A 25,246-nucleotide genomic window follows, 5' to 3' on the forward strand; every position below is an offset into this window, starting at 1 on the left:
TACCAAATATCTAGTCATTCTTACTAGGGTGGATACCCCAACAAGGACAGTTTACAAAGACAATCTCCTTGTTGGGGTTTTGATGTGTTAATAATTAATCAGTACCGCTATTTAGTTGTGATAAAGATTAACTGAGTTCACCTTTCTCTTTACGTTCATTATATTTTCTGATTAATGTTTCAAAGAAGATATGATAACTAATAAAACTTGAATAGTCTGTATCATCGTATAAATAGAAAGTATTACTTGATACATAAACATTATAGCTCGCTTTTTGGGCTAATGAATTATCTTTCATTGTTGTAACTGAAATAAAATATTTTTGGCGTAATTGAAGTAGATTTGTAACGTCTGTGAGTTGGTGACTCTCACCAGATAGAGAAATAATAAAGAATAAATCTTCATCAATAGAACGATTCAGTACCATTTTCAACTCATGAACGTCATGTAACACGATAATATTTTTATGCATCGTTAATAATATTCGCTGAGCTTCGTCCGCAACATTTTTCTGTGCACGACCAGTACCATATAAGTAGACGGTAGACGCCTGGTTAAGTTTATCGGTAATCAAATTATAATCAATACGAGCTAAATAGCTAAATGTTGTCTCTATTTCTTGTTTAAAAGCATCCATTGAATCTTTAGGTAGTTGACTTAAATGTTCACTTTCAAATTTTAAATAGGATTTAAAGTCACTATAACCATCAAATCCTAACTTTCGTGTAAATCTATGAATGGTAGCGTTAGATGCATGAGTGTATTGTGAAAGTTCGTGTATCTTCAAAGTTTTACATTGATTTACGTGCGTGTTTACAAAGTGTGCAATTTGTAGGTCATTATCATTTAACTTGTCAAAATTGGCATTTACTTTTTCATCTAGTAGCACAAAGACACCTCTTATTCTTCCTGAAAATATTTTCATGTATAGAAAACATAAACTGATTATACAAAATCATTTCAAAATCGGTCAATGTCATTGTATAAGTGTAAGCGTTTACTATAATAGATATTAAGAAAACGCTTTTATATGTACGATATATTTAAGTACTACATAGAAAGATTTGGGGGTTAAATTATGAACGCTATTAAACGTTTTGGGAGTGCAATGATTGTTCCTGTATTAATGTTTGCATTCTTTGGGATAGTATTAGGTTTTGCAACATTATTTAAAAATCCTACCATCATGGGTGGATTAGCAAATGATCATACATTTTGGTTTAAATTTTGGTCTGTAATTGAATCAGGTGGTTGGGTTATCTTCAATCATATGGAAATCGTATTTGTGGTTGGATTGCCTTTATCTCTAGCTAAGAAGGCCCCTGGTCATGCGGCTTTAGCTGCATTAATGGGCTATTTAATGTTTAATACCTTTATCAACGCTATTTTAACGCAATGGCCACATACATTTGGTGCTAATTTAGAAAAAGGTGTAGAAAATGTAACTGGATTAAAAGCGATTGCTGGTATTGAAACTTTAGATACTAATATTTTAGGTGGTATCATTATTTCTGCCATTGTGACATGGATACATAATCGTTTCTATAGTAAAAAATTACCAGAGATGTTAGGTGTATTCCAAGGTCTAACATTTGTTGTAACCATTTCATTCTTCGTTATGTTGCCAATAGCTGCAATTACTTGTGTTGTTTGGCCAACAATACAAAATGGTATTGAATCAATGCAACATTTCATTATCGCATCAGGCTACATCGGTGTTTGGTTGTATCATTTCTTAGAACGTGTGTTAATACCGACTGGTTTACATCACTTCATCTATGCACCAATTGAAGTAGGTCCGGTTGTTGCAAAAGACGGACTTAAAGCAGAGTGGTTTAGACATTTAAATGAATTTGCTGAAAGCAGTAAACCGTTAAAAGAACAATTCCATTACGGTTTCATGTTACAAGGTAACGGTAAAGTGTTTGGTGCTATCGGTATCGCATTAGCAATGTATTCTACAACACCTAAAGCCAATCGTAAAAAAGTTGCTGCGTTATTAGTACCAGCTACATTAACTGCGGTAGTTGTTGGTATTACTGAACCTTTAGAATTTACATTCTTATTTATCGCACCTTACTTATTTGTTATACATGCATTATTAGCAGCGACAATGGATACAATTATGTATGGTTTCGGTGTTGTTGGTAACATGGGCGGTGGATTACTTGATTTCATCGCGACGAACTGGATTCCTTTAGGACAAAATCATTGGCTAACTTATGTAGCTCAAGTTGTTATAGGATTGATATTCTCAGGTATCTATTTCGTTGTATTCAGATACTTAATCTTGAAATTTGATATTCCATTACCAGGACGTCGAGCTGAAGAAGAAGTTAAATTATTCTCTAAAAAAGATTATAAAGAGAAAAAAAGCGATGGAAGTACTGACAATTCTGGATTCCAACCTAGCAATGAATATGAAGCGAAAGCACATTATTATTTAGAAGGTTTAGGCGGAAAAGAAAATATTAAAGACGTTACTAATTGTACAACACGTTTACGTTTAACAGTTAATGATGAAACAAAAGTTGAAGATAGTGGATATTTCACTCATGAACAAATGTCGCACGGATTAGTTAAAAGCGGTAAAAATGTACAAGTCGTTGTTGGAATGACTGTACCCCAAGTACGTGAAGCATTTGAACATTTAGTTTATGATGATAATGATAAAAAATAATTAATCAATATAGCCAGTAAGTGAATTAGTATTTATTCACCTACTGGCTTTTTCATATACAATGCTTAATATACTTAGTAATTTGTCCAACTTAGCTTTATACTGATCACAAAACCAGAAACTTTTGTTGAGTGTGATATTGCTTGAACAGAATTAAAAAACAAAGAGGCTGGGACAAAATAAAATGTCTCAGCCTACTTTATCATTTTGTCAGTAGCTGACTGATTTGAAAATGCGCTTGAATCAAGCTTTTTTCAAACCTAGTCATCCTTGCCTGGTAGGCGGGGCCCCAGCAAAGAGAATTTCCTAAAGAAATTCTACAAGCTAAGCAAGCTGGGGATACAACGAAATAAATTTTGAGAAAATATTATTTCTGTCCTATTCCCTCTGTTCTGTAAACTAGTGTAAATTAACTATATAACTTAAAATATTTTTTAATAAAAATCTCACGAATTTTACTAAGATATATTTGCTTTATGCATCGCACGTGTTTTATAAGATGCTGAAAGAATATCAATATTTCTACATGCAATAGTTTGTAGTAATTTACTAAACGTTTCAGGTGCACAACATACGCTTGCACAGTTGTTATTTAAAGTATATTTAATTTCATAATTATTTGAGAAATAAGTCATAATATCAATGACTTTATCTTTTATGAATGCATCTTGGAGGCCATCAATTGCTAAGTCGAAACGTTTAGAAGCTTGATATGTTTGTTCAGTATCTAATAGCGTATTTAATCGTTTAGGAGATAAAATCTGATAAATTGAAAATTGGTAAAAACTTAAAAAACTAATGAAATATGGAAGTTGTTGCTTCGGTAAGCTAACTTCTAAAACTGGTATATCGTCGTGTTTGATTATTGAATATTGAAATGAATCGCAAAATTTAACGTCTTTACAGACTTTGATTAAATGTTTTCGAATTGATCTAGATTTTAAACCTACAATGTTGATAATGTAAGTTTCAAATTTGTCTAACAACATGCAATGACCTCCTATATTTATTTAACGTATGTAAAAAGCATTTAGCTTTAAAGTTCTCTAATAAAGCACACCGTTCTTTTATACACACTGATTGTATCACTCTTTTTTGATATTATCACTAGGACTTTTGAATGAACTTCGGTTTAATTGTTTTTGTAATATAAACGTAACGATAATTAACATGAAATAAATATGAAAATGTTGATTGTTTATTAGTTAAAATGTGTTTGGTAATTTCATTAGTGAAGTGTGAAAATCAAATATTCATATGATAAAATTAGCAGTGATTGTAGTTATTAAAGGAGCAAACTTATGTATAAAGCTGTAGTATTTGATTTCGACGGTACAATTATAGATACAGAAAAACACCTATACGACATTATTAACAAACATCTTGCCTTTCATGGTGTGAAGCCTGTTTCCCTGGAGTTTTATCGAAGCCATATAGGAGGACACGCTCAAGGGTTACATGACTATATTGAGCAACAGATTGGTTTAGAAAAGAAACAAAAAATATATGATGAGCATTATGATACGAGCCATGAACTCGACATTATTGATACAGTTTCTTCATTAATGAAATATTTGAAACAACGACACATACCTATGGCGATTGCAACAAGTAGTTATAGAGAAGAAATTATGCCTACAATAAATGCGTTGGGTATCAATGAGTATGTCGATGTTATTGTTGGTAGAGAAGATGTTGGAGCGGTTAAACCTGATCCAGAACTTTATCTAACAGCTGTTCAACGTTTAAATTATTCACCAGCCCATTGCTTAGCCATAGAGGATTCAGCTAATGGAGCAACAGGTGCTATGAATGCTGGATTGGATGTAATAATTAATACTAACGAGATGACAGAAGAACAAGATTTTTCGACTATAAATTTTGTAGGTAAAGATTTAAGCTTTGAGGAAATTAAAAATCATTTCTTTGAGCTAAAGAAGGAGTAAACATATGTCGTGGCAAGTTATCCTATTCTTTTTAGCAGGTCCTATTATAATCGGCATAGGAAATTTAGTATTAGGTCCAATATTTAGTAAAAATATACCATTTAAAGTTCAAATGCGTTCTTTCTTAGTTGGAACAATGATTTATTTACTTTTAGCTACAATCGGTTACTACTTATTATTACAAGGAAGAATATAGATTACGCAATATAGTTAAAAAAAGAGATAGAAATGGGTAGAAACATCATTTAAAGTTCCTACCCATTTCCATCTCTTTTTTTAATGCCTGAAAATCATATGAGTTTAGTTAATAAATAATTTTAGTATGATTGTAACAACTAATAATACGATGAGGATTAAATCAATACCTACCATAATTGTAAAACGGGTTGATTTCTGTCCTTGCGATTTAGCTTGTTGCATCGCTTTGTAATTTGGCACTAAACTAAGAATAAGTAAGACAATTATTAATATAATTCCTATTGTGACAGACATTAATTTGTACCTCCATTTCGTTTGTCAATCCATTCCCAAATAAAACCGGCTGCTAGGCCAATGATAAGCCCTGCAATAATTCCAATTTCAAGTGTAAAAAAGATTCCACCTATAATTAAGCAAACAATTAAAGAGATGGGTAACGTAATGCCAAATTTAAGTTTGCGTTCATCTGAATTGAAAATTGTAAATATAGCTAAATATAATAAGAAAAATGTTAGAGTTGCGATAATCGTTCTTATTATTAGTGGATTAACTGTATCATGCTTGGCACTGAAATAATTTAATAGGAAGAAGACAATGCCAAATATTATAGAAATTTTAACGCTCTTTTTTAATAATGACTGCATTCATTAATTCTCCTTTTACCTAACAGTAAAAATCTATCAAAAGTATATCACACTCTAAATCGATTTTTTACGAAATATTAAGCAATACATTTCTATCGAACTGATTATATGCAATAGTATAAAATGATTTCTATTTGCAAAAGTGAAATGTTTCAATAAAAAACATTGTAAAAAGTAACTCGTTTTTATTAATGAAAACGTTGTAAAATCAATGTTTTTTAAAATTTGAAAAGAGTAATTATAACAGTAATGGAAGCGATTTCAAAAAATTGTAAGATTTATGTTTTAATTTTGTCAAATTATAGTATAATGACTTCATTAAGGTAAAGAAACTTTTAAGGGAAAAGAAGGAAAGCAAAAGAGGGTTTTCTGAAAGACAAAAGTATTCGAACCTTAGATTTAATAGAGATGGGGTTATTTTAATGGATAACAATGAATTACATAGGGGGCTAAGTGCACGTCAGATTAGAATGATCGCACTTGGCGGTACTATCGGTGTTGGTTTATTTATGGGAGCAACTAGTACAATTAAATGGACTGGTCCATCAGTTATTTTTGCGTACTTAATTGCAGGTATCTTTTTATTCTTAATCATGAGAGCAATGGGAGAAATGATTTATTTAAATCCAACTACTGGATCTTTCGCAACATTTGCAAGTGATTACATTCACCCTGCTGCAGGTTATATGACAGCATGGAGTAATATATTCCAATGGATTGTAGTAGGTATGAGTGAAGTTATTGCAGTCGGTGAATATATGAACTATTGGTTCCCGAACTTACCTCAATGGATTCCTGGTGTGGTTGCAGTACTATTATTACTAGCAGCTAACTTGACTTCAGTAAAAGCATTCGGTGAATTTGAATTCTGGTTTGCAATGATTAAGGTTGTAACGATTGTATTAATGATCATTGCAGGTTTTGGTTTAATATTCTTCGGTATTGGTAATGGTGGCCATGCGATTGGTATCTCTAATTTATGGTCTCATGGTGGATTTATGCCAAATGGATTTGTAGGTTTCTTCTTTGCATTATCAATTGTTATTGGTTCTTACCAAGGTGTAGAATTAATTGGTATTACTGCTGGTGAAACTAAAGATCCACAGAAAAATATCAAAAGTGCGGTAAATGGTGTTATCTGGCGTATTTTGATTTTCTACATTGGAGCGATTTTCGTAATTGTTTCTATCTATCCTTGGAACCAATTAGGTGAAATAGGAAGCCCATTCGTAGCTACATTTGCAAAAATTGGTATCACATTTGCAGCAGGATTAATTAACTTCGTTGTATTAACAGCAGCATTATCTGGATGTAACTCAGGTATCTTTAGTGCAAGTCGTATGATTTTTACATTAGCACAAAAAGGTCAAATGCCTAAAATCTTTACAAGAGTAATGAAAAATGGTGTACCATTCTACCCAGTATTAGCCATTGCTTTAGGTATCTTAGTTGGTGCATTATTAAACGTTATTCTTCCTTTATTCATTAAGGGTGCAGATAGTATTTTCGTATATGTTTATAGTGCATCTATTTTACCGGGTATGATTCCTTGGTTTATGATTTTAATTAGTCATATTCGATTCAGAAAATTACATCCTGAAAAAGTTGAAGGACATCCATTTAAGATGCCTGGCGGTACATTTGCAAGTGCAATTACGATTTTATTCTTATTAGTCGTATTAGTAGGAATGTTATTTAACAAAGAAACAGTTATTTCTGTAGTGATTGGTATTATCTTCTTAGCTGCGGTAACTGTATACTACTTCGTTCGCGGACATCATAAAAATGATGGATTCCGAAAAGTTAAATAGAATACTAAATAAATCATATTATAAATCATCAACACATTATTCAAACTAAACTAAGGCACAAAGTACTTTGATTCATGTTTAAAAGAGGTTGAGACAATAACGTTGTCTCAACCTCTTTTTGTGATAGTTATTACTTAATAACAGATTAACTGTGAATAACTTAGGTTAAAAGAAGAATAATAAACCTTGTTCATATTCATTACCTTCTATATGTCTTGATTTTTAATAGGAATCTTAATGTTTAAATTCTACATTAGATAGGTATTTTCGATAATTATCAAGAGCCATTTTAGATTGTGTGATGAAGTCTAATGACGATTCATAGTTCAGTGCGATATAACGATAGAAAAGAACATCAATGGTAAACATTTGAGCAAATAAAGAAGTTGTCGCACCCATACGTAATTCATTTTCGTCTGAATGTCCATATGTCAGAACAATGTCAGAATGCTGAGCTACGTGATTATGCTCTGAACTTGAAATTGTAATAATTGGGATATTATAATCCGACACAACTTTCACCATTGCACGAAGTTCACTTTGATCGCCATTATTAGTTATAAATACAACGCAATCTTCTTTATCATGCGTAGACAACATGGTTGTGAATAAATGAGTTTCTTGAACGAGTTGGACATTGAGCCCAATTCGAGATAATTTTTGATATAAATCTGTCGCACAGACATATGACGCACCATAACCAAAGATAAAGATGTTATTTGCACGTTTAAAATGTTGGCATATGTTATCAATCGTTGTGTTATCTGCAAACGTAGAACTTTTTTGAAGTGCTTCTTCTGCACGATGATAAAGTTTCTTTTTTAAAGTATCTACCGATTCATTGTTAAGCAATTCTATCTTATAAGGTGTTTGTTGTTTTGGAAATAACATCGCAAGTTGTGATCTAACTTCATGAAAACTTTGATTGATCAATTTTTGGCTATATCGATTTAACGTTGAAACACTCATTTCAAGTTCTTTAGCAATCTCTTGATTCGACATGCTAATAACTTTATGTGGTGAGTTTAATATAAATCGTGATAATTTCTTTTCATTTTTAGAAAATGAAGCATAATTTTCGTCGATTAAATATAAAATGTTTGTCATCTAATCACCTAGTTTGTTTAAGTTTCTCATTTCTTTAGTCGTACCGAAGAAGTATGTGAAAATAAAGCCAGCTAGGTACGCAGATAATAATCCTATGATGTAACCTAAATATTTTTGATGGGCAATTAACGGTAATAATGAAATGCCACTAGGTCCGATAGCAGTGGCACCTATATGACCAATGCCACCTATAACTGCACCACCGATGCCACCACCAATACATGCTGTGATGAATGGACGACCTAACGGTAAGGTAACACCGTAAATAAGCGGTTCTCCAATTCCTAAGAATCCGACTGGTAACGCACCTTTAATTGCATTTCTTAAAGTAGTATTGTTTTTACATCTTACCCAAAGTGCTAATGCAGCCCCAACTTGGCCAGCACCAGCCATAGCAGCAATAGGTAACAAATATGTTGCACCTGACTGATTTATTAATTCAATGTGTATTGGGGTAAAAATATGATGCAATCCTAACATAACCAGTGGTAAGAAAAATGCACCTATAATAAATCCGCTAAATATGCCACCTACACCAATAACCCAATTCACTACGCCTACTAATCCATCAGAAATAAATCCAGCTATAGGCATAAAGAAGAATATGGTTAGTAATCCTATGATAAGTAATGAAATTGTTGGTGTCACTATAATATCTATAGCATTGGGAACTATTTTATGTATTTTTTTCTCAATTATACTTAATAACCATACCGCTAAGATCACTCCTATAATGCCACCTTGTCCAGCTATTAAGGGTTCACCAGTAAATACATTTTTAATTGGATTATCTTCAGTAATACCTGTTAATAAAGTCGTACCCCCAATAACACCACCTAAACCTGGTGTTGCACCGAATACTTTTGCTGCATTAAAACCAGTGAAAATAGCTAAATAGGCTAACATGCCATCTTTGATGACATTTAATACGGCCACAAGTTGTTTTACCCAATCAGCTGAAATGGTACCAGCAGTTATAAAGTTATTCAATACAGCTGCAATACCACCAATAAGTCCTGCTCCTATAAATGCGGGTATGAGAGGTATGAAAATATTAGCAATTGACTTTAAAATTGTATTCATTTTACTTTGTTTACGTTTTTGTTGGAATTCACGTTTATATTGTTTTGCTTGATTTTTAATATTTGACGTGTTGCTACGATGGGGGATATCTTCACCTAATTGAACACCACTTAGCTTTACCATTTCTGCGGATACTTTATTTACCGTTCCAGGTCCGACTACAATTTGAAGTCGCTCATCTTGTACGACTCCGAGCACGCCTTCTATGTTTTTAAGTTTAGGATAATCAACTTGTGTCTCATCGTTAATTTTGAGGCGCACACGTGTCATACAATGGATAATGTTGTCCACATTATCAATGCCACCAACCGCATCTAAGATGTGATGGGCCAATTGTTGTTCCTTATTCATATCATTGCCTCCTTAAGATTGAATTGCTTTTTTTACAATGCCATTATTATTTACGAGTCTTGATTGAGCATCGCTTTTAGTTGTGTTACATAAATTCATAACGATTGCAATTTTAATATCATTGTCGGCTTTTATATAGAGTTCTTGAGCTTCTTTAAAAGTTAAGCCACAAATCTCTTCGATAATATGTATGGAACGTTGTTCAAGTTTGTAATTTGTCGCTTTTAAATCGACCATCAAGTTATCATAAACTTTACCAACACCAATCATAGTCATTGTTGATATCATATTAAGCACAAGCTTTTGAGCGGTACCTGACTTTAAGCGTGTAGACCCTGCTAATACTTCTGGACCAACATTGACTTCAAGTGCATGGGAAGCGACAGTACTAATGTCACTATTCGTATTGCAAGAGAGGGCAACAGTCAGTGCACTTATTTCATTCGCATATGTTAATGCTCCTTTAACATAAGGTGTGCGACCACTTGCCGAAATACCAATAACGACATCTTTTTCATTTAAATGGATTGTTTTCAAATCAGTTATTCCCATTTCGTAGTTATCTTCAGCACCTTCAATCGCTTCAGTCATAGCTTGCTGCCCTCCAGCAATTAAGCCAATTACTTCATTAGGATGCGTATTGAAAGTTGGAACACATTCAGCTGCATCTAATACACCTAAACGACCACTTGTACCAGCTCCTATATATATTAGACGTCCACCATCTCGAAAACGCGTAATTGTTTGTTCGATTACTCTGTTTAACTGGGGTAAAATAGGTTCAATTGCTTTAGCTACTAGTTGATCTTCTTTATTCATTGTTTTTAAAGCATCTAAAATCGACATTTCATCTAAATGCATTGTTTGTGTGTTTCTGCTTTCAGTAGTTAAATGTTCCATTAGCGTTTCTCCTTTTCAGTAATAAATTCAAATGTGTCACCAGGTTGTATTAAATCAATAACGACTTTATCTTCATCACATATCGTTGCTACATGATTAATCGCCTTATGATTAGACAATTCTGTTTTAATCACTTGTAGCTCACCTTCGTAACGTTGATTAAGTGAATTATCAACCGTGACGTCTCCCTTATAGCGATAATGATTGAAGTTATTGGTTGGAGGAATATTTACTTTAGTTAATCTAGAATACTTGGAGCGTATTACATTCTCAGGTGCATCCAAACGAGATGTATGTTGTTTGAAAATGAGTTGTTCATATGATTTGTCAAAATAAGATAGACGAAGTTTGAAATGACGGTGATAAATCATCTGCTGTAATGCAACTGCTTCTGCATAGTTGATTGCAGTATCACCAATAAAAATATAATCCAAGTTATATTTTAATAGTGAATGTGAAGATTGAAGTAATGTCATGTGTCTATGTTGTTCAATGGTAGGAAGTCCTTTATACAATGGACCTCTCAATGTAGTTCCAGGAATAAAAGCCATAATTGAGGCATGCTCATCATATTTTCTAATGAGGTTATTTCGTTCTTCAAAAAGGTTTAAAGCTAAACCTGTATCAGGTCTGGGATAATAGTTATGACAAAAATAGACTTTAGGTAATGATTTTTGATTATAAAGTGTATCCAAAATTTCAGTAGTGATAGTACTGGCATTTAGACAACACTGTAAATTATGATGAAACAAATCTGCAATTAAATCATAATTAAAATGATCATCAATTCTAATAACAAAGTTTCCATTAGAAAATTGATCGAAAAAACGATAAACATTCTGATTCAGTAATGATGGATTTATATCAATAATGTAGGTTACCGATTCATCTTTTAGCAATTGGCATAATTCTCCCAAATATGTCAATTTAGTTTGATCGTTTTCCTCAGGTATTTGTAGTGATGTGAAAATAACGTCGTAACCGAGAACAACCATATTTAATATGTATGATTTGTTTAATGGTTGACCTAAATAGACTGAGAAACCTAGCATATGAATCCTCCTAATTACTGTAATCACTTACAATTATAGCGTTTCACGTTTTCTATTACAATTTACATATATATTATATAATTTTTATAATTAATTGCTTAAGCGACTTGGGTAATTAGTTGAATTGAAGGAGATAGTTGAAGCGTTTATTATGCTATTAAAAAAATTAAGGATTAGATATTGAAATTGCAAATGTGATATACGAGGTTCACTTACTTATATTCATTTAACAAATAAACTAATGTTTGATGCAATTGGTCTTGACGTTGTTGTAAATCAACTAATATCGTCCCTTGATGGAATTCGTGTAGTGGTTTTAATGATAGATCATTTAATAATTTATAATAGAATTGATCTGATTGCATCGAGAATTTAGACTTGGAGTTATTAGTACTGTTTTGAAGGGTTAACGGTAAACTGTCAGTAAAATTTTTAATGGATGTGTTATACGCTTCTATTTCTCTATTTAAAAATCGATTGTCCATTAAATAGTAATACCTTATTTTTTCAACGTGAGTGAGTAAAATTATGAGTTGTTGACGCATTATTGTGGATTGAAGCATATTCAATGCAACTCCTTGAAGATATTAAATTGTAGAAGAGGTATGAATGAGGAGAACCAATCGAGAAAATTATTCAGTCGTCTCGATTGGATTTAAAAATTGGGTATAATTATCGATAGATATGTCATAAGTTTTAATGGTCTTTTCAAAGGAATAAGAAATGTCATAAATATCAAGTACTGGTAATTCTCTTGTTCTTCCTAAACCGATTTCATAAATAATTGATAGCCACTCGCCATTACGACATAGTAAACCAATGAATATGACATTCTCGGCAATAGTGTCTTGATTATCAATAAAATCAATCAACATAACATTTCGTTCAGAACTATAAATTAAAATGTCTGCAAATAGATGGGGTAATGTTATTTGTTCTGTATCTTCAAACTTAATTAAGTTAGTCATTTGGTTTAGTGATTTACGAACACGAGTATTAGGAATATTGATAATCTGATTAATGATAGATTGAATCTCATTGGTGTATGGTAATGTTGAATAGGATTGGCTTTCTATTAAGGTAAGATATAGAGATAATAGCTGCTGTTCAGTAAAATTTAATTTTATTTTATCTTCAGATTTTTGAATCTGATATCCACCATTTTTGCCTTTATGAGCATATATTTGGACACCTTGATTTTCTAAATCGACAATGTCACGACTAATTGTACGAACAGAAACATTTAAGTGTTGCGCCAATTCAGATGCATTCATTGTATGACCTTGTTGTATTAATGAAATAATTTGATTCTGGCGATCTAATTTCTTCAACATAAACACCACCTATAACCATTACATATTACATTAATTATAACATAACACTGCGTATGAAGACATTTTCAGTACTTTAGTAGATTATGCGTGTAAAAGTAAACATTTTTTATTGGGAAAACGCTTACAAAATTAAATGTTTTATGCTATTATAATATTTGTAACAGGGGAGAACGAATTCAAACAAAGGGGTAGAAGCTATATAACAGATAGCTTGTTGTGAATCGTTCAAGTTACATCGAAACATCTTCAATATTTATTACTTACTTTCCTTTCTATTTGTCGGCTAGCAGATGACTAGCCGATTTTTTGTGTCTTCATTTAAAAATTCCTATGACAAATATGAGCAGTAAGATACAATAAAGTGAAATAGATAGTTGAGGTGAAATCATGCAAAACAAACTTCATAATATAGATGCGCATATCATGGATTGGTTAAAACATCTCGATGATGTTATTCCCAATTTGATAACAGATATGATTACTGACACTAAAATAAATCGATTTGATTTAGTTACAAATGTAGATAAACAACTTCAAAATAAATTTGAAGCGTATTTAGCTGAACACTTTCCAAGTCACCAATTATTAGGTGAAGAAAAAGATAATAGCATGATTCGGCCATATGAAGGGCATTTATGGATTATGGATCCAATTGACGGTACAGCTAATTTAGTAAAACAGCAAGAAGACTATTGTATTATCATCGCATATTTTGTTGATGGCGAACCTAAACTTTCTTATATATATGATTATCCTCACGATAAATTATATAAAGCAATAGCGGGTGAAGGTGCATTTGTTAATGGGCAACAATTGGTGGCACCTAATGACTTAAAATTGCAAGACGCTATTATCTCTTTTGGGACTCAATATATAAATGATGATACAAGCAAAGCATTATACGATGCTTCGTTCAGTGTGAGAAATATTGGTTCATGTGGTTTAGATTCAGTAAGAGTGATTAAAGGACAATTTGGTGCTCACATTAATACAAACCCAAAGCCATGGGACATTGCAGCGCAATTTTTATTTGCGAAAGAATTAAATTTGAAAATGACTCAATTAAATGGCGAACCGTTAGACTTTGCTAAGAGTGGCCCATTCATTATTAGTAATCACGGATGTTACAAAGATATACTAGCTATTATTAATCGAAATGGCGGGTATCATATTTAATAATATTGATAGCTGTTTTATGAAAAGTTACTTCTTAAGTCGTATAGAAAGTTAATCATTTTAATATATAATAATTATATTAATTCATAAAACAGAATAGGAGTGGTAGGATGCGTAGAACGCATAGACGAATGAGCCTGCCCGTTAAAATAATTACATGGTTTATAGGAATATTAGTTGTTTTAGCAATAGTTGCGTCAATTTTTGTAGTAGCTAGTATTTTTATTACAAGTGGTAAGATTCATAATCCTTTAAACAGACAATATTCAGAATTGAGATCGAAAAATGTAAGTTTGTCAAATGGTGATCCATTTACTATTGCATTATTTGGTGTAGACTCAAATGCTCAACGTAAAAGTGAGAATGACGGTGAAAGAAGTGACACAATTATGCTTCTTTCTATTAACCCTAAGAAACAAAATACAGAAATTGTAAGTGTACCTCGTGATACACAAGCTGAAATTGTAGGTAAAGGCACGACTGAGAAGATTAATCATGCATATGCTTATGGTGGACCAACGATGGCTGTTAAATCATTAGAAAAATTAATGAATGTTCCTATTGATCATTATGCGACAGTTGATATGGATGGGTTACATGATATGATTGATGCTTTGGGCGGTGTGAATGTTACTAGTAATGATACTTTCACCACTAAAGGAACTAAATTTGTAAAAGGTCAATTAACTCATGTGGATGGAGATACTGCAATGGCCTTCATGCGTAGTCGTAAAGAGGAAGGTGCTGGAGGAGATTTTGGTCGTCAAGAACGACAACAACTTATCCTTCAAGCAATGGCTAATAAGATGACAAGTACTTCGGCGCTCACGCATTTTCCATCATTAATTAATCAGATCCAGAAAAATGTTAAAACCGATTTAACATTGAGTGACATGAATGATATTAGAAAGAATTATAAAAATGCTAATACAACTGTAAACCGACATCAATTAGAAGGTCAGGGTGGTATTCAAGACGATGGATTGTGGTATTTCATACCTAATGACGATTCAAAGCAAAGTGCCACAGAAATATTGAATAATAATTTACAAAATTAAATTTTTAATGCAATAGACGTTTTTACTTTAGCTGTTATTACTAGGATTTTTATAGAGGTAGGACAATGAGAGAGAAATCATTTCAGTCCTATCTCTATTTTTATTTTTTTAAATTGTATCTGCATTAAATTTAGTTTTTTTTACATTTGAAACACAATGTATATTTAATTCTTTTAAAATTGCAAAAATTTATGAAACGCTTAACATTTAATGAAATAAGTAATACAATTAATGTAATTCTATGTTCAATATATGTGGGGTATTGAAATGGAATAGTTAAGTAGCCAAAGTCATTTTACGGAAAATTTATATAGATGGGGTGGAAAGTATGCAAGAACATTTAATCGTCACGCTTGATGGCACAGATTATCTTGTAGAACCTGGAACAAGTTTACTCGAGTTTATAAAATCTCGTGATACTTTCGTACCTTCAATTTGTTATAACGAATCAATGGGACCAATTCAAACATGTGATACATGTATGGTTGAAATTGATGGCAAAATTGAACGTGCGTGTAGTACTGTTGTAGATCGACCCATGACAGTTAATACTCAGAATAATGATGTTAAAGCTAGCCAAAAGGAAGCTTTAGATCGCATTTTAGAAAAACATATGCTGTATTGTACAGTATGTGATTACAATAACGGTGATTGTGAAATACATAACGCTATGGACGCATGGGGATTAGAAGAACAATCATACGAATACAAAACGAAACCATATGAAAAAGACTATGGTCCATTCTATCGATATGACCCAGACCAATGTATTCTTTGTGGTCGTTGTGTAGAAGCGTGTCAGGATATCGAAGTAAATGAAACAATTTCAATTGATTGGAATCGTGAGCATCCTAGAGTTATCTGGGATAATGATGTTCCTATTAATGAATCATCATGTGTATCGTGTGGACAATGTGCAACTGTATGTCCTTGTAATGCCATGATGGAAGTGAATATGGAAGGTAATGCTGGTTACATGACAGATACTGAACCAGGTTCACTTGCTGCAATGATAGATTTAACTAAAAAGGCTGAACCAGGTGATGGATTACTATTTGCAGTTTCTGATTCAGAAGCGGAAATGCGTAAAGAACGCATTAAGAAAACGAAAACAGTTTGTACATATTGTGGTGTAGGTTGTTCATTTGATGTATGGACTAAAGACAGAGAAGTGCTAAAAGTTCAACCATCACATGATTCTCCAGCAAACAAAATTGCTACATGTGTTAAAGGTAAATTCTCTTGGGGTCACATTAACTCAGACCAACGTTTAACGAAACCTCTAGTTAGAAAAGATGGAGAATTCCATGAAGTTGAATGGGATGAAGCTTTAGATGTTATTGAAACTAACTTTAAGCGAATCAAAAATGAATATGGTGGCGATCATTTAGCATTTATCGCATCTTCTAAAGGTACTAATGAAGAATCATATTTAATGCAAAAACTTTCACGACAAGTCTTTGGATCTAACAACGTTGATAACTGTTCAAGATATTGCCAAGCACCAGCAACGAAAGGTCTATTTAGAACTGTTGGTCACGGTGGTGACTCTGGTTCAATTGAAGACCTTGAGAGAGCTGCTATGACTGTTCTAATCGGTACAAATACAGCTGAAGCGCATCCAGTTATTGCATCTAGAATGAAACGTGCACAAAAGTTATTCGGACAAAAGATGCATGTATTCGATATTAGAAAACATGAAATGGCTGAGCGTGCAGATGCATTCTATCAACCTAAGCCAGGAACTGATTTAGTTTGGTTAGGTGCAGCTACTAAATATATCATTGACAACGATTTACACGATAAAGCTTTCTTGAATGATTGGGTCGATAATTATGAAGATTACTATAAATCATTAGAATTGTTCACTATGGATTTTGCAGAAGAAACAACAGGTATTCCTAAAGAACAAATCATTAGCTTTGCAGAAGAAGCTGCAAAAGCTGAATCAATGTCAATTTGTTGGGCAATGGGTGTTACACAACAAGATATCGGTAGTGATACAAGTACAGCTATCTCTAACTTATTGCTCGTGACAGGTAACTATAGAAAACCAGGTTCAGGTGCTTATCCATTACGTGGTCACAATAACGTACAAGGCGCAAGTGATATGGGAAGTATGCCAGATCAATTCCCAGGTTATCAAAAAGTAGCTGATGATGAAGTGAGAGCAAAATTTGAAAAAGAATATGGTGTAGAATTAAATCCAACACCTGGACGCGATAATCACCAAATGATGGAAGGTATCCATAATGGAGATATTCAGTCATTATACTTATACGGTGAAGATACAGGTATTGTTGATTCTAATATTAATTTTGTTCAATCCGCATTAGAAAAAGTAGACTTCCTAGTTGTTCAAGATGAGTTCCTAACTTTCACAGCAACATATGCAGATGTCGTCTTACCAGCTAGTCCATCATTAGAAAAAGATGGTACATTCACGAATACAGAACGCCGAATTCAACGTATTAATAAAGCATTACAACCGCTAGGCGATTCTAAACCAGACTGGGAAATCTTCCAATTAATCGCACAACGCATGGGCGCAGATTGGGATTACAAACATCCAAGTGAAATCATGGATGAAATTGCACGATTAACACCATCATATTCAGGTGTAAATTATGAACGATTACAAGGTTTCAATAGTCTTCAATGGCCTGTAGCACCAGATGGTACAGACCAGCCAACATTATATATGGATGGCTTTAACTTTGAAAATGGTCGTGCTAAGTTATTCCCATTAACATTTGACAATTTCTTTAAAGAAGATGAAGTTTATGACCTGCATGTAAATAACGGTCGTTTACTAGAGCATTTCCATGAAGGTAATATGACTTATCAAACTGAAATGATTAAGTATAAAGTGCCAAATGCATTTGTAGAAATTTCTCCAGAGCTAGCTAAAGATCGTGATATTCATGAAGGCGCAGAATTACGATTGATTTCAGAAACAGGTGAAGCAACATTAATTGCAACTGTAACTGATCGAGTTAAAGGCAGAGAAATTTATATTCCTTTAAATAATGATGCAATGTCAAATGGTGATTTAGGTGCTATCAATAAATTAACTAATAGTGATGTAGATAAATATACAGATACACCATCTTATAAACGAACTAGTTGTCGCATGGAAGTATTGACTCGTAAAGGTAAATCACCATTAAATCCAACAAACTTCCGTGTCGATAAAAAACGTAACCCGCAATATAGTGTCCAAGTACAGAAAAAATGGGAACGTCCTGACTATGTTTTCCCAGGAAATGTGGTGGATAAATAATGGCTGAAAGAATAACTAAAATTAAACGTTTAGAGAAATCAGAAGAACAAATTAAAATCGAGAGTATCAATGAAGTAACAGATGCTATTGCAGAAAATAAAGATAGTATTTTAAAAGCAATACGTTTAGTAAAAGCATTAGATGAAGCTAAAATTCTTGATTTAATGAACGGTGGCATTAGAGGACGTCAAGTCATAATCAATAAATTTATGACAGAACTTAACAAAGATTTATATGCGGGTCTAATTACAAATTTAGCACCAATGGTCTTTATGTTAGGTGAGCTTAATGTTCAAGAGTTAAGCCAATTCTTAAATAAATTAAATAAAGGATTGCACGTTGCAAATCAAGCAAATCCTAATGCTAAAACAAGTATTCGTAGTCTAATGGGCGTACTCAAAGACGATGATATGAATCGTAGCTTAACTTATATGCTCAATTTGCTTAAAGGGATGTCTAGAGAAGATAAATAATACATTAATGTATAAAAAGATTGGTACAAATTAAATAATCAAAGGCTACAAAGTAAATATGCAGTAGATGACTGAATTGAGAAGGCACTTATACTAAACTTACTTAGTTCAAGTCATCCTTAGGGGTGGGATAATGAATTCAAATCGAATTCTGTCTCGCTCCTTTCTTTCATTATTTAATAAGATTTATAAGTACTTTCTACATAAATTATGGTAAGGTGTAGTATATATTATTACTAAAGAAGGGGTGAGAACAATTCATCCAAACGCGATTAAAATTATGACAGTTATTTCTAATGTCTTTATTGTTTTAGGAATTATTTTTTTAATTATGATGCAAATGGTGTTAGCGATTTCAATGTTCGCTGTGTCATTAGCAATTAGTTTAGTTATATTTAACGTGCTTTTTCGAGATCGAACTGGCATGAAGATAGTCATCAACATATCATTTGCTATAGTCTTAATTGTTATTATAAGTACTTATTTTTATTTATCTTAAATAGCTATAAAGGATTGTCATCTACATGAAGCAATTAAATCATTTACGTTTACCATTCTTACTGTTGCTTATTATTATCATTGTCTTCATAGTATTATTAATAATTAATCACTCAGAACTGTTGGACAATGATCGCAACTATAGCTTTCAAGAAGCAATTCAGAAACAAACAGATTCGAGTGTATTGAATACAGTAGACAGAGATGGTGAATTTGTAAATGCAAATAGCCGAGAAATAGAGAGGGCAATGCACATTACTCGAGACGATAATAAGTTAAAATACATGGATATTTCACAACAAGTTCCTATGTCAAAACAAGAAGTCAAAAAGATGTTACAAGGGAATGGTATTCTTGAAAATCAAGCTGATGCTTTTAAAGAGGCTCAAGACAAATATCAAGTCAATATTATTTATTTAATAAGCCATGCACGTGTGGAGACTGCTAATGGTAACTCTAAACTTGCCAGTGGTATTAGAGAAGGTAACAATCGTTATTACAACTTTTTTGGAGTCGGTGCTTTCGATGAAAATGCTATTCAAACAGGTAAGAGTTACGCTAAGGAAGCATCATGGACTTCACCACGAAAAGCGATACTTGGTGGAGCCAAATTTATTAGAACGAATTATTTTGATAATGATCAAATTACGCTGTATCAAATGAGGTGGAATCCTAAAAGTCCAGGCCAACATCAGTATGCAAGCGATATTTTGTGGGCAGATAAAATCGCAAAGTATATGCAGGCATATTATGACCAATTTGGTATAAAAAAAGATAAGGTACGTAAGAACTTCTATGCCTCCAAAACTGATTGGCTAATAGAGTGATATACAATATAAGTTGCAACTGCAACATACTGTTAAGATAAAATTTAGGTGAATTTAATATTGAGGTGTAAATAAATGAAAATTGCAATAATAGGTGCAGGTATAGGTGGTTTAACCGCTGGCGCACTTCTTTCAGAAAAAGGACATGACGTTTCTATATTTGAAAGACAATCAAATATAAGTGAAGTTGGTGCAGGTATAGGAATTGGTGATAATGTTATCAAGAAATTAGGTAAACATGACCTAGCTAAAGGAATTAAAAATGCTGGCCAGAACTTATCTGCAATGAATGTACTAGATGATAAAGGAAATACTTTGTCTGCAGTAAAATTAAAAGAGGCTACGTTGAATGTAACATTAGCACGACAAACTTTGATTGAATTGATACAATCTTATGTTAATCCTCAATGCATTTATACAGACCATGATGTTATTAAGGTTGAAAACGTTGAACAACATACGATGGTTCACTTTTCAAATCATGCAAGTCAAAGTTTTGATTTATGTATAGGTGCGGACGGGCTTCATTCTGTTGTCAGACAAGCTATTCATCCGAATGCGAAGATACTTTATCAAGGGTATACGTGTTTTCGTGGCTTAGTGGATGATGCTGATCTACATAACATTGATATTGCTAGTGAATATTGGGGTAAACGAGGTCGAGTAGGGATAGTGCCACTTATTAACAACCGAGCTTATTGGTTTATCACAATGAATGCGTCTGAAAAGGATCCCAAATATCAATCGTTTGAAAAACCACATCTACAAGCATATTTTAATAATTATCCTGAACCAGTACGACAAATTTTAGATAAGCAAAGTGAAACAGGTATTCTGAAGCATGATTTATATGATATGAAACCACTCAAATCATTTGTAAATCAACATATTCTATTGTTAGGGGATGCAGCGCATGCAACGACGCCTAATATGGGTCAAGGTGCTGGACAAGCTATGGAAGATGCGATTGTACTAGTTAATTGTTTAGAAGAATATGATTTAGAAAAAGCATTAAAACGTTATGATAAATTAAGAGTTAAACATACTGCAAAAGTTATCAAACGCTCAAGAAAAATTGGTAAAATAGCGCAAAAAGATAAAACGTTTGCTATTTCATTACGTAATAGTGTTATGAAACGAACACCTAAACGTTTGTTAAGTGGACAAACTAAATTCCTGTATAAAGCGAAGCATAAATAAAATAAGACGGATACTGAAGACTAATTAAGCATATAAGTTAATGATTAATATGCTTCGTAGTCTCTTTCAGTTTCCGTCTTTTTTACATTATAAATTATTTATTAACTATAAACTGTGGAGTTTCACCATTTAACTTTTTAATCGTATCATTTGCGACGATTTTAGACATCATATCTCTTGCTTCATATGTTGCGTTACCAATATGAGGTGTGATAACTACATTATCTAGTGATTTCAAACCTTCTGTAATTTCAGGTTCAAATTCATATACATCTAATGCAGCACCTTCAATTTCTTTGTCTTCTAAAGCTTTTACTAAAGCTTCTTCATTAACTATTGGACCGCGACCTGCATTAATTAAATAGGCTGTGGATTTCATCAGTTTAAATTGTTCGGTATCAATCATGTGATGTAAATCAGGATTATAAGCAGCATTGATTGTGATGAAGTCAGCATTTTCAAGTAAGGTATTTAGATCTACATATTTTGCACCAATTTCACGTTCTTTTTCTTTCTTTTGGTGAGGACCAGTATATAAGATATCCATATCAAAAGCTTTAGCACGCTTAGCTACTGCACTACCAATTTCACCTAAACCGATTATGCCAATCGTTTTGCCAGACACTTCACGGCCTCTAAAGAATAAAGGTGCCCATCCATCAAAACCTTGTGTTCGAGATAATTTATCTCCTTCAACTATGCGACGCGCAACTGCTAAAACGAGTCCGAAAGTTAATTCAGCAGTTGAGGCTGTTGATGCTTTAGGTGTATTTGTTACATCAATATCTTTTTCACGTGCATATTTAACATCTACATTATTAAAGCCAGCACCATAGTTTGCAATGATTTTAAGATTACTTGCACTGTCAATCACTTCCTGATCAACATTCGTAGATAGAATGCTTATAAGCGCAGAAGCATCTTTGACACCTTCCATTAGTGTTTCTTTATCAATAATGCCTTCACCTTCATACATCTCTACTTCAAAGTGTTCTTTAAGTATATTTAATCCTACTTCTGGAATTGCACCTGCTATATAAACTTTTACCATTAAGCTCACTCCTTATCAATAATCTCTCTTTAAGTATAATAAAAGGAGAAAACGTATACAAATGTAATTCATACAATTTTATTAAATCATTTTAAGGCCTATTACAGAGAAGAGTATCAAGAAAATAAAAATGATACGGCTAAAATGTGTTGATTCTTTGTAAAATAACATTCCTACAATAGCTCCTCCAGCTGTGCCAATACCAGTCCATATAGCGTATGCTGTTCCCATTGGAATTGTTGTCATAGCTAATTTTAATACACTAAAACTAAAAATAAACGTAATTGCCATTAAAACAATATAAAATTTTTGTTTTGAGCGTGCATATTGGTTTAACCATATGACACCAAGTACCTCTAATAATCCTGCAATGAGTAAATATAGCCATGACATATTACATTCCTCCCTTAGGTGAGTCATACGTTGACAGTTTAAGTCCAATAATGCCAACTAATAACAGAAGCAGTAATACAACTTTCATTTTTGTAAAAGGTTCTCCAAAGAAAAGCATATCTGCAATAACTGTACCAGCAGCTCCTATTCCCACAAATACTGCATAAACTGTACCGACTGGAAGTTGTTTAGAGGCGGAAATCATCAAGTAGAAGCTTAGTGCAATAAAAACTAATGTAAATAACCAAGTTGCAAAATTATGGGCATTATTTAATCCAATTACCCAAATAACTTCAATAATGCCAGCTAAGATGACTTTAAGCCATTGCATACCTTCACACTCCTTATAAAATAAAGACTAATATGCTTATTCTCTCAAAGCGTTACTTTTTATTCAATTTGTAAAACTTAAAAAGGACTTCGGATTGGGACAGAAATAATATTTTCTCAAAATTTATTTCGTTGTATCCCCAGCTTGCTTAGCTTGTAGAATTTCTTTAGGAAATTCTCTTTGCTGGGGCCCCGCCTACCAGGCAAGGATGACTAGGTTTGAAAAAAGCTTGATTCAAGTACATTTTCAAATCAGTTAGCTACTGACAAAATGATAAAGTAGGCTGAGACATTTTATATTGTCCCAGCCTCTAGTCCTACATGAATGATTAGAATTGAGAAAGCTTGATTTAAAGCGACTTTTCAACCATTTAGCTACTGTGAATTTACAATGCAGCTCTATAGTATAATGTTATCCTATATTTATGATTAGCATCATTTAAGCTTTATTTAAAATTATGATAAATGGATGTAGTTATAAGAACTAGCTTGGCTAGCTGAAATTGTACGTGTATCTTTGACATATGGTCCACCAGAATAATTCATTTCAGAAACAGTTACTGAACCATCGCTACCAACACTTTCTACATACGCAACATGTCCATAAGAACCTTCAGATGTTTGAAGAATTGAACCTTTTTCTGGAGTATTATTTACAGTGTACCCTGCTGCTGATGCTACACTCGCCCAGTTATTAGCATTTCCCCAAGTACTACCGATTTTACCACCAACTCTGTCATATACATACCAAGTACATTGGCCGGCTGTGTATAAATTACCTGATGTAGAAGATGTAGTTTGAGTTGAAGAAGACGTAGTTGTAGAAGAACTACTAGATGACGAACTTCCATCTGATGTAGTTGAAGTTGTAGTGCTTTGATTATAGTTGAAAGATTGTTGTTTAAATTGAGGCTGTTGATAACCTTGTCCTTGTTGATGACTAAATTGCATATTTTGACCATGTGGACTTTGTTGTCCGAATTGATTATGTTGTGGTGTTGAATTGTGAATATATTCTGCAGCATCTGCATGGTTAGCATTTAATCCTAATGCTGATACACCAATGCCTGCTGTTAAAGTTGAAATTGTAATAATTTTTTTCATAGTAAAAAGTCCTCCCAAAATTTGTATTCAACAATAGGTTGAAAATAGCGATATGTTGAATAGACTTTGAATTTGTATTTTTTTGTCGCTCCCAACGACATGTCATACTTTATCAGATTCTATTAGCACTGTGTGCAATGTTACGATTTCGTAAATGAAATACAAAAACCTTGAACAACTCCGTAATAAAGAGTAGTTCAAGGTTACGTACTGTAATATAGCTTGAATTATGCATGTATACTACATCAATCTTATATTTAGTTAGTGTTAACAAATGATTATTGTTACAACCCTTTGTAATATTAGATGCTGTACAACTTATTTGAAGAAACGAATTGATAAAGGCACTACATACTCTTTTCCACCAAAATATTTAACGCATGCAACGATATGAAAAACTACATATAGGATAGTAAGTACAATTAATAGTAATGAAAGAACAAATAATAATATTGTAGCGATAATGATCGCTGCTTCATTATTAACTATATATATGAAAAATACAGGTACCATACATATACCAACAACAAAGTTCCAAATTAAATAGGAAATAAGCATGTTGAAGTAATTCTTTCCAGCTTTATCAACTAATCGTGATTCATTACGCTTGATAGCCCAAATAATAATTGGACCTATTACAGAAGTGAAGAATCCCAATAGGAAAATTAACATAGACATTAATCGGGCATCATCTTCATTATCTCTCTTTACCATAGAGTCTTGTGATTGATCATAATAATCCGACAT

26 protein-coding genes are annotated in these 25,246 nt (G+C 32.8%); 11 read left to right on the forward strand and 15 right to left on the reverse strand.

What is annotated here, in order from left to right; translation table 11 throughout:
* Positions 1–127 precede the first annotated feature (127 nt).
* Positions 128–889 (reverse strand): MurR/RpiR family transcriptional regulator, encoded by a 762-nt coding sequence (locus HMPREF3265_RS00340; protein ID WP_070442478.1) that lies wholly within the window; start codon positions 887–889, stop codon positions 128–130.
* Positions 890–1,078: 189 nt separating this feature from the next.
* Between HMPREF3265_RS00340 and HMPREF3265_RS00345 the strand changes: the two genes are divergently transcribed.
* Entirely contained in the window at positions 1,079–2,680 is a 1,602-nt protein-coding gene (locus HMPREF3265_RS00345; RefSeq protein ID WP_053025227.1) for an alpha-glucoside-specific PTS transporter subunit IIBC, read from the forward strand.
* 458 nt (positions 2,681–3,138) lie between these two features.
* Here HMPREF3265_RS00345 and HMPREF3265_RS00350 read toward each other — a convergent pair whose 3' ends face one another.
* Complete coding sequence (locus HMPREF3265_RS00350) at positions 3,139–3,669, reverse strand: hypothetical protein (protein WP_037549894.1); 531 nt, start codon at positions 3,667–3,669, stop codon at positions 3,139–3,141.
* A 312-nt stretch (positions 3,670–3,981) separates the two neighbouring features.
* Here HMPREF3265_RS00350 and HMPREF3265_RS00355 point away from each other — a divergent pair, with 312 nt between their 5' ends.
* Both HMPREF3265_RS00355 and HMPREF3265_RS00360 read left to right on the forward strand, forming a co-directional pair.
* Positions 3,982–4,626 (forward strand): HAD family hydrolase, encoded by a 645-nt coding sequence (locus HMPREF3265_RS00355; protein WP_053025228.1) that lies wholly within the window; start codon positions 3,982–3,984, stop codon positions 4,624–4,626.
* A gap of 4 nt (positions 4,627–4,630) precedes the next feature.
* Positions 4,631–4,822 carry a membrane protein gene (locus tag HMPREF3265_RS00360; protein ID WP_037549892.1) on the forward strand — a complete coding sequence of 64 codons (192 nt, stop codon included), beginning with the start codon at positions 4,631–4,633 and terminating at the stop codon, positions 4,820–4,822.
* A gap of 104 nt (positions 4,823–4,926) precedes the next feature.
* Here HMPREF3265_RS00360 and HMPREF3265_RS00365 read toward each other — a convergent pair whose 3' ends face one another.
* Together HMPREF3265_RS00365 and HMPREF3265_RS00370 are read right to left on the reverse strand one after the other, a co-directional pair.
* Positions 4,927–5,118, reverse strand: a complete 192-nt coding sequence (locus tag HMPREF3265_RS00365; RefSeq protein WP_011275061.1) for a hypothetical protein — start codon at positions 5,116–5,118, stop codon at positions 4,927–4,929.
* Positions 5,118–5,468, reverse strand: coding sequence for a hypothetical protein (locus tag HMPREF3265_RS00370; RefSeq protein ID WP_053022200.1), 351 nt, complete (start codon positions 5,466–5,468; stop codon positions 5,118–5,120). Before HMPREF3265_RS00370 ends, HMPREF3265_RS00365 begins: the two co-directional genes overlap by 1 nt.
* A 422-nt stretch (positions 5,469–5,890) precedes the next feature.
* Between HMPREF3265_RS00370 and HMPREF3265_RS00375 the strand changes: the two genes are divergently transcribed.
* Positions 5,891–7,279: an amino acid permease gene (locus HMPREF3265_RS00375; RefSeq protein ID WP_037549890.1), complete on the forward strand. Its 1,389-nt coding sequence runs from the start codon at positions 5,891–5,893 to the stop codon at positions 7,277–7,279.
* A gap of 234 nt (positions 7,280–7,513) precedes the next feature.
* Here HMPREF3265_RS00375 and HMPREF3265_RS00380 read toward each other — a convergent pair whose 3' ends face one another.
* The 6 genes from HMPREF3265_RS00380 to HMPREF3265_RS00405 all read right to left on the reverse strand — a co-directional run bounded on the left by HMPREF3265_RS00380 (position 7,514) and on the right by HMPREF3265_RS00405 (position 13,103).
* Positions 7,514–8,386, reverse strand: coding sequence for a MurR/RpiR family transcriptional regulator (locus HMPREF3265_RS00380; RefSeq protein WP_037535899.1), 873 nt, complete (start codon positions 8,384–8,386; stop codon positions 7,514–7,516).
* Positions 8,387–9,820 (reverse strand): PTS transporter subunit EIIC, encoded by a 1,434-nt coding sequence (locus tag HMPREF3265_RS00385; protein ID WP_070442475.1) that lies wholly within the window; start codon positions 9,818–9,820, stop codon positions 8,387–8,389.
* 12 nt (positions 9,821–9,832) lie between these two features.
* Positions 9,833–10,720, reverse strand: coding sequence for an N-acetylmuramic acid 6-phosphate etherase (gene murQ / locus HMPREF3265_RS00390; protein WP_070442472.1), 888 nt, complete (start codon positions 10,718–10,720; stop codon positions 9,833–9,835).
* On the reverse strand, positions 10,720–11,772 hold the full coding sequence (locus HMPREF3265_RS00395) for a MupG family TIM beta-alpha barrel fold protein (RefSeq protein WP_070860833.1): 1,053 nt from the start codon (positions 11,770–11,772) through the stop codon (positions 10,720–10,722). Before HMPREF3265_RS00395 ends, murQ begins: the two co-directional genes overlap by 1 nt.
* A 212-nt stretch (positions 11,773–11,984) precedes the next feature.
* The gene (locus tag HMPREF3265_RS00400) at positions 11,985–12,335 is read right to left on the reverse strand and encodes a hypothetical protein (protein WP_037549883.1); all 351 of its coding nucleotides are present in this window, start codon (positions 12,333–12,335) and stop codon (positions 11,985–11,987) included.
* A gap of 69 nt (positions 12,336–12,404) precedes the next feature.
* Entirely contained in the window at positions 12,405–13,103 is a 699-nt protein-coding gene (locus HMPREF3265_RS00405; protein ID WP_174165711.1) for a helix-turn-helix transcriptional regulator, read from the reverse strand.
* A 387-nt stretch (positions 13,104–13,490) separates the two neighbouring features.
* On the opposite strand from HMPREF3265_RS00405, the gene HMPREF3265_RS00410 reads away from it, so the two are divergent.
* The 7 genes from HMPREF3265_RS00410 to HMPREF3265_RS00440 all read left to right on the forward strand — a co-directional run bounded on the left by HMPREF3265_RS00410 (position 13,491) and on the right by HMPREF3265_RS00440 (position 21,621).
* Positions 13,491–14,282 carry an inositol monophosphatase family protein gene (locus HMPREF3265_RS00410; protein ID WP_370591711.1) on the forward strand — a complete coding sequence of 264 codons (792 nt, stop codon included), beginning with the start codon at positions 13,491–13,493 and terminating at the stop codon, positions 14,280–14,282.
* A gap of 110 nt (positions 14,283–14,392) precedes the next feature.
* The gene (locus tag HMPREF3265_RS00415) at positions 14,393–15,340 is read left to right on the forward strand and encodes an LCP family glycopolymer transferase (RefSeq protein ID WP_053025502.1); all 948 of its coding nucleotides are present in this window, start codon (positions 14,393–14,395) and stop codon (positions 15,338–15,340) included.
* A 328-nt stretch (positions 15,341–15,668) separates the two neighbouring features.
* Entirely contained in the window at positions 15,669–18,623 is a 2,955-nt protein-coding gene (fdhF, locus tag HMPREF3265_RS00420) for a formate dehydrogenase subunit alpha (protein ID WP_053025501.1), read from the forward strand.
* The gene (locus HMPREF3265_RS00425) at positions 18,623–19,096 is read left to right on the forward strand and encodes a helical membrane plugin domain-containing protein (RefSeq protein WP_037535920.1); all 474 of its coding nucleotides are present in this window, start codon (positions 18,623–18,625) and stop codon (positions 19,094–19,096) included. Before fdhF ends, HMPREF3265_RS00425 begins: the two co-directional genes overlap by 1 nt.
* Positions 19,097–19,376: 280 nt before the next feature.
* Positions 19,377–19,595, forward strand: coding sequence for a hypothetical protein (locus HMPREF3265_RS00430; protein ID WP_037549895.1), 219 nt, complete (start codon positions 19,377–19,379; stop codon positions 19,593–19,595).
* Between the two features lie 25 nt (positions 19,596–19,620).
* Positions 19,621–20,421, forward strand: a complete 801-nt coding sequence (locus tag HMPREF3265_RS00435; protein ID WP_070860834.1) for an N-acetylglucosaminidase — start codon at positions 19,621–19,623, stop codon at positions 20,419–20,421.
* A gap of 75 nt (positions 20,422–20,496) precedes the next feature.
* Positions 20,497–21,621 (forward strand): FAD-dependent monooxygenase, encoded by a 1,125-nt coding sequence (locus HMPREF3265_RS00440; RefSeq protein WP_037549871.1) that lies wholly within the window; start codon positions 20,497–20,499, stop codon positions 21,619–21,621.
* A gap of 94 nt (positions 21,622–21,715) precedes the next feature.
* Here HMPREF3265_RS00440 and HMPREF3265_RS00445 read toward each other — a convergent pair whose 3' ends face one another.
* From HMPREF3265_RS00445 to HMPREF3265_RS00465, 5 genes are all read right to left on the reverse strand, one after another.
* Complete coding sequence (locus HMPREF3265_RS00445; protein ID WP_037549869.1) at positions 21,716–22,672, reverse strand: 2-hydroxyacid dehydrogenase family protein; 957 nt, start codon at positions 22,670–22,672, stop codon at positions 21,716–21,718.
* An 81-nt stretch (positions 22,673–22,753) separates the two neighbouring features.
* Positions 22,754–23,065 carry a DMT family transporter gene (locus tag HMPREF3265_RS00450; RefSeq protein WP_037549867.1) on the reverse strand — a complete coding sequence of 104 codons (312 nt, stop codon included), beginning with the start codon at positions 23,063–23,065 and terminating at the stop codon, positions 22,754–22,756.
* A gap of 1 nt (position 23,066) precedes the next feature.
* Positions 23,067–23,396, reverse strand: coding sequence for a DMT family transporter (locus HMPREF3265_RS00455; protein WP_037549865.1), 330 nt, complete (start codon positions 23,394–23,396; stop codon positions 23,067–23,069).
* Between the two features lie 455 nt (positions 23,397–23,851).
* Positions 23,852–24,499: a CHAP domain-containing protein gene (locus HMPREF3265_RS00460; protein ID WP_070442455.1), complete on the reverse strand. Its 648-nt coding sequence runs from the start codon at positions 24,497–24,499 to the stop codon at positions 23,852–23,854.
* A gap of 318 nt (positions 24,500–24,817) precedes the next feature.
* Positions 24,818–25,246: a DUF4870 domain-containing protein gene (locus HMPREF3265_RS00465; RefSeq protein ID WP_070860835.1), complete on the reverse strand. Its 429-nt coding sequence runs from the start codon at positions 25,244–25,246 to the stop codon at positions 24,818–24,820.

Origin of the sequence: Staphylococcus sp. HMSC62B09 (genome assembly GCF_001839115.1) — a bacterium.
In the GTDB taxonomy this organism is placed as follows: Bacteria; Bacillota; Bacilli; order Staphylococcales; family Staphylococcaceae; genus Staphylococcus; species Staphylococcus haemolyticus.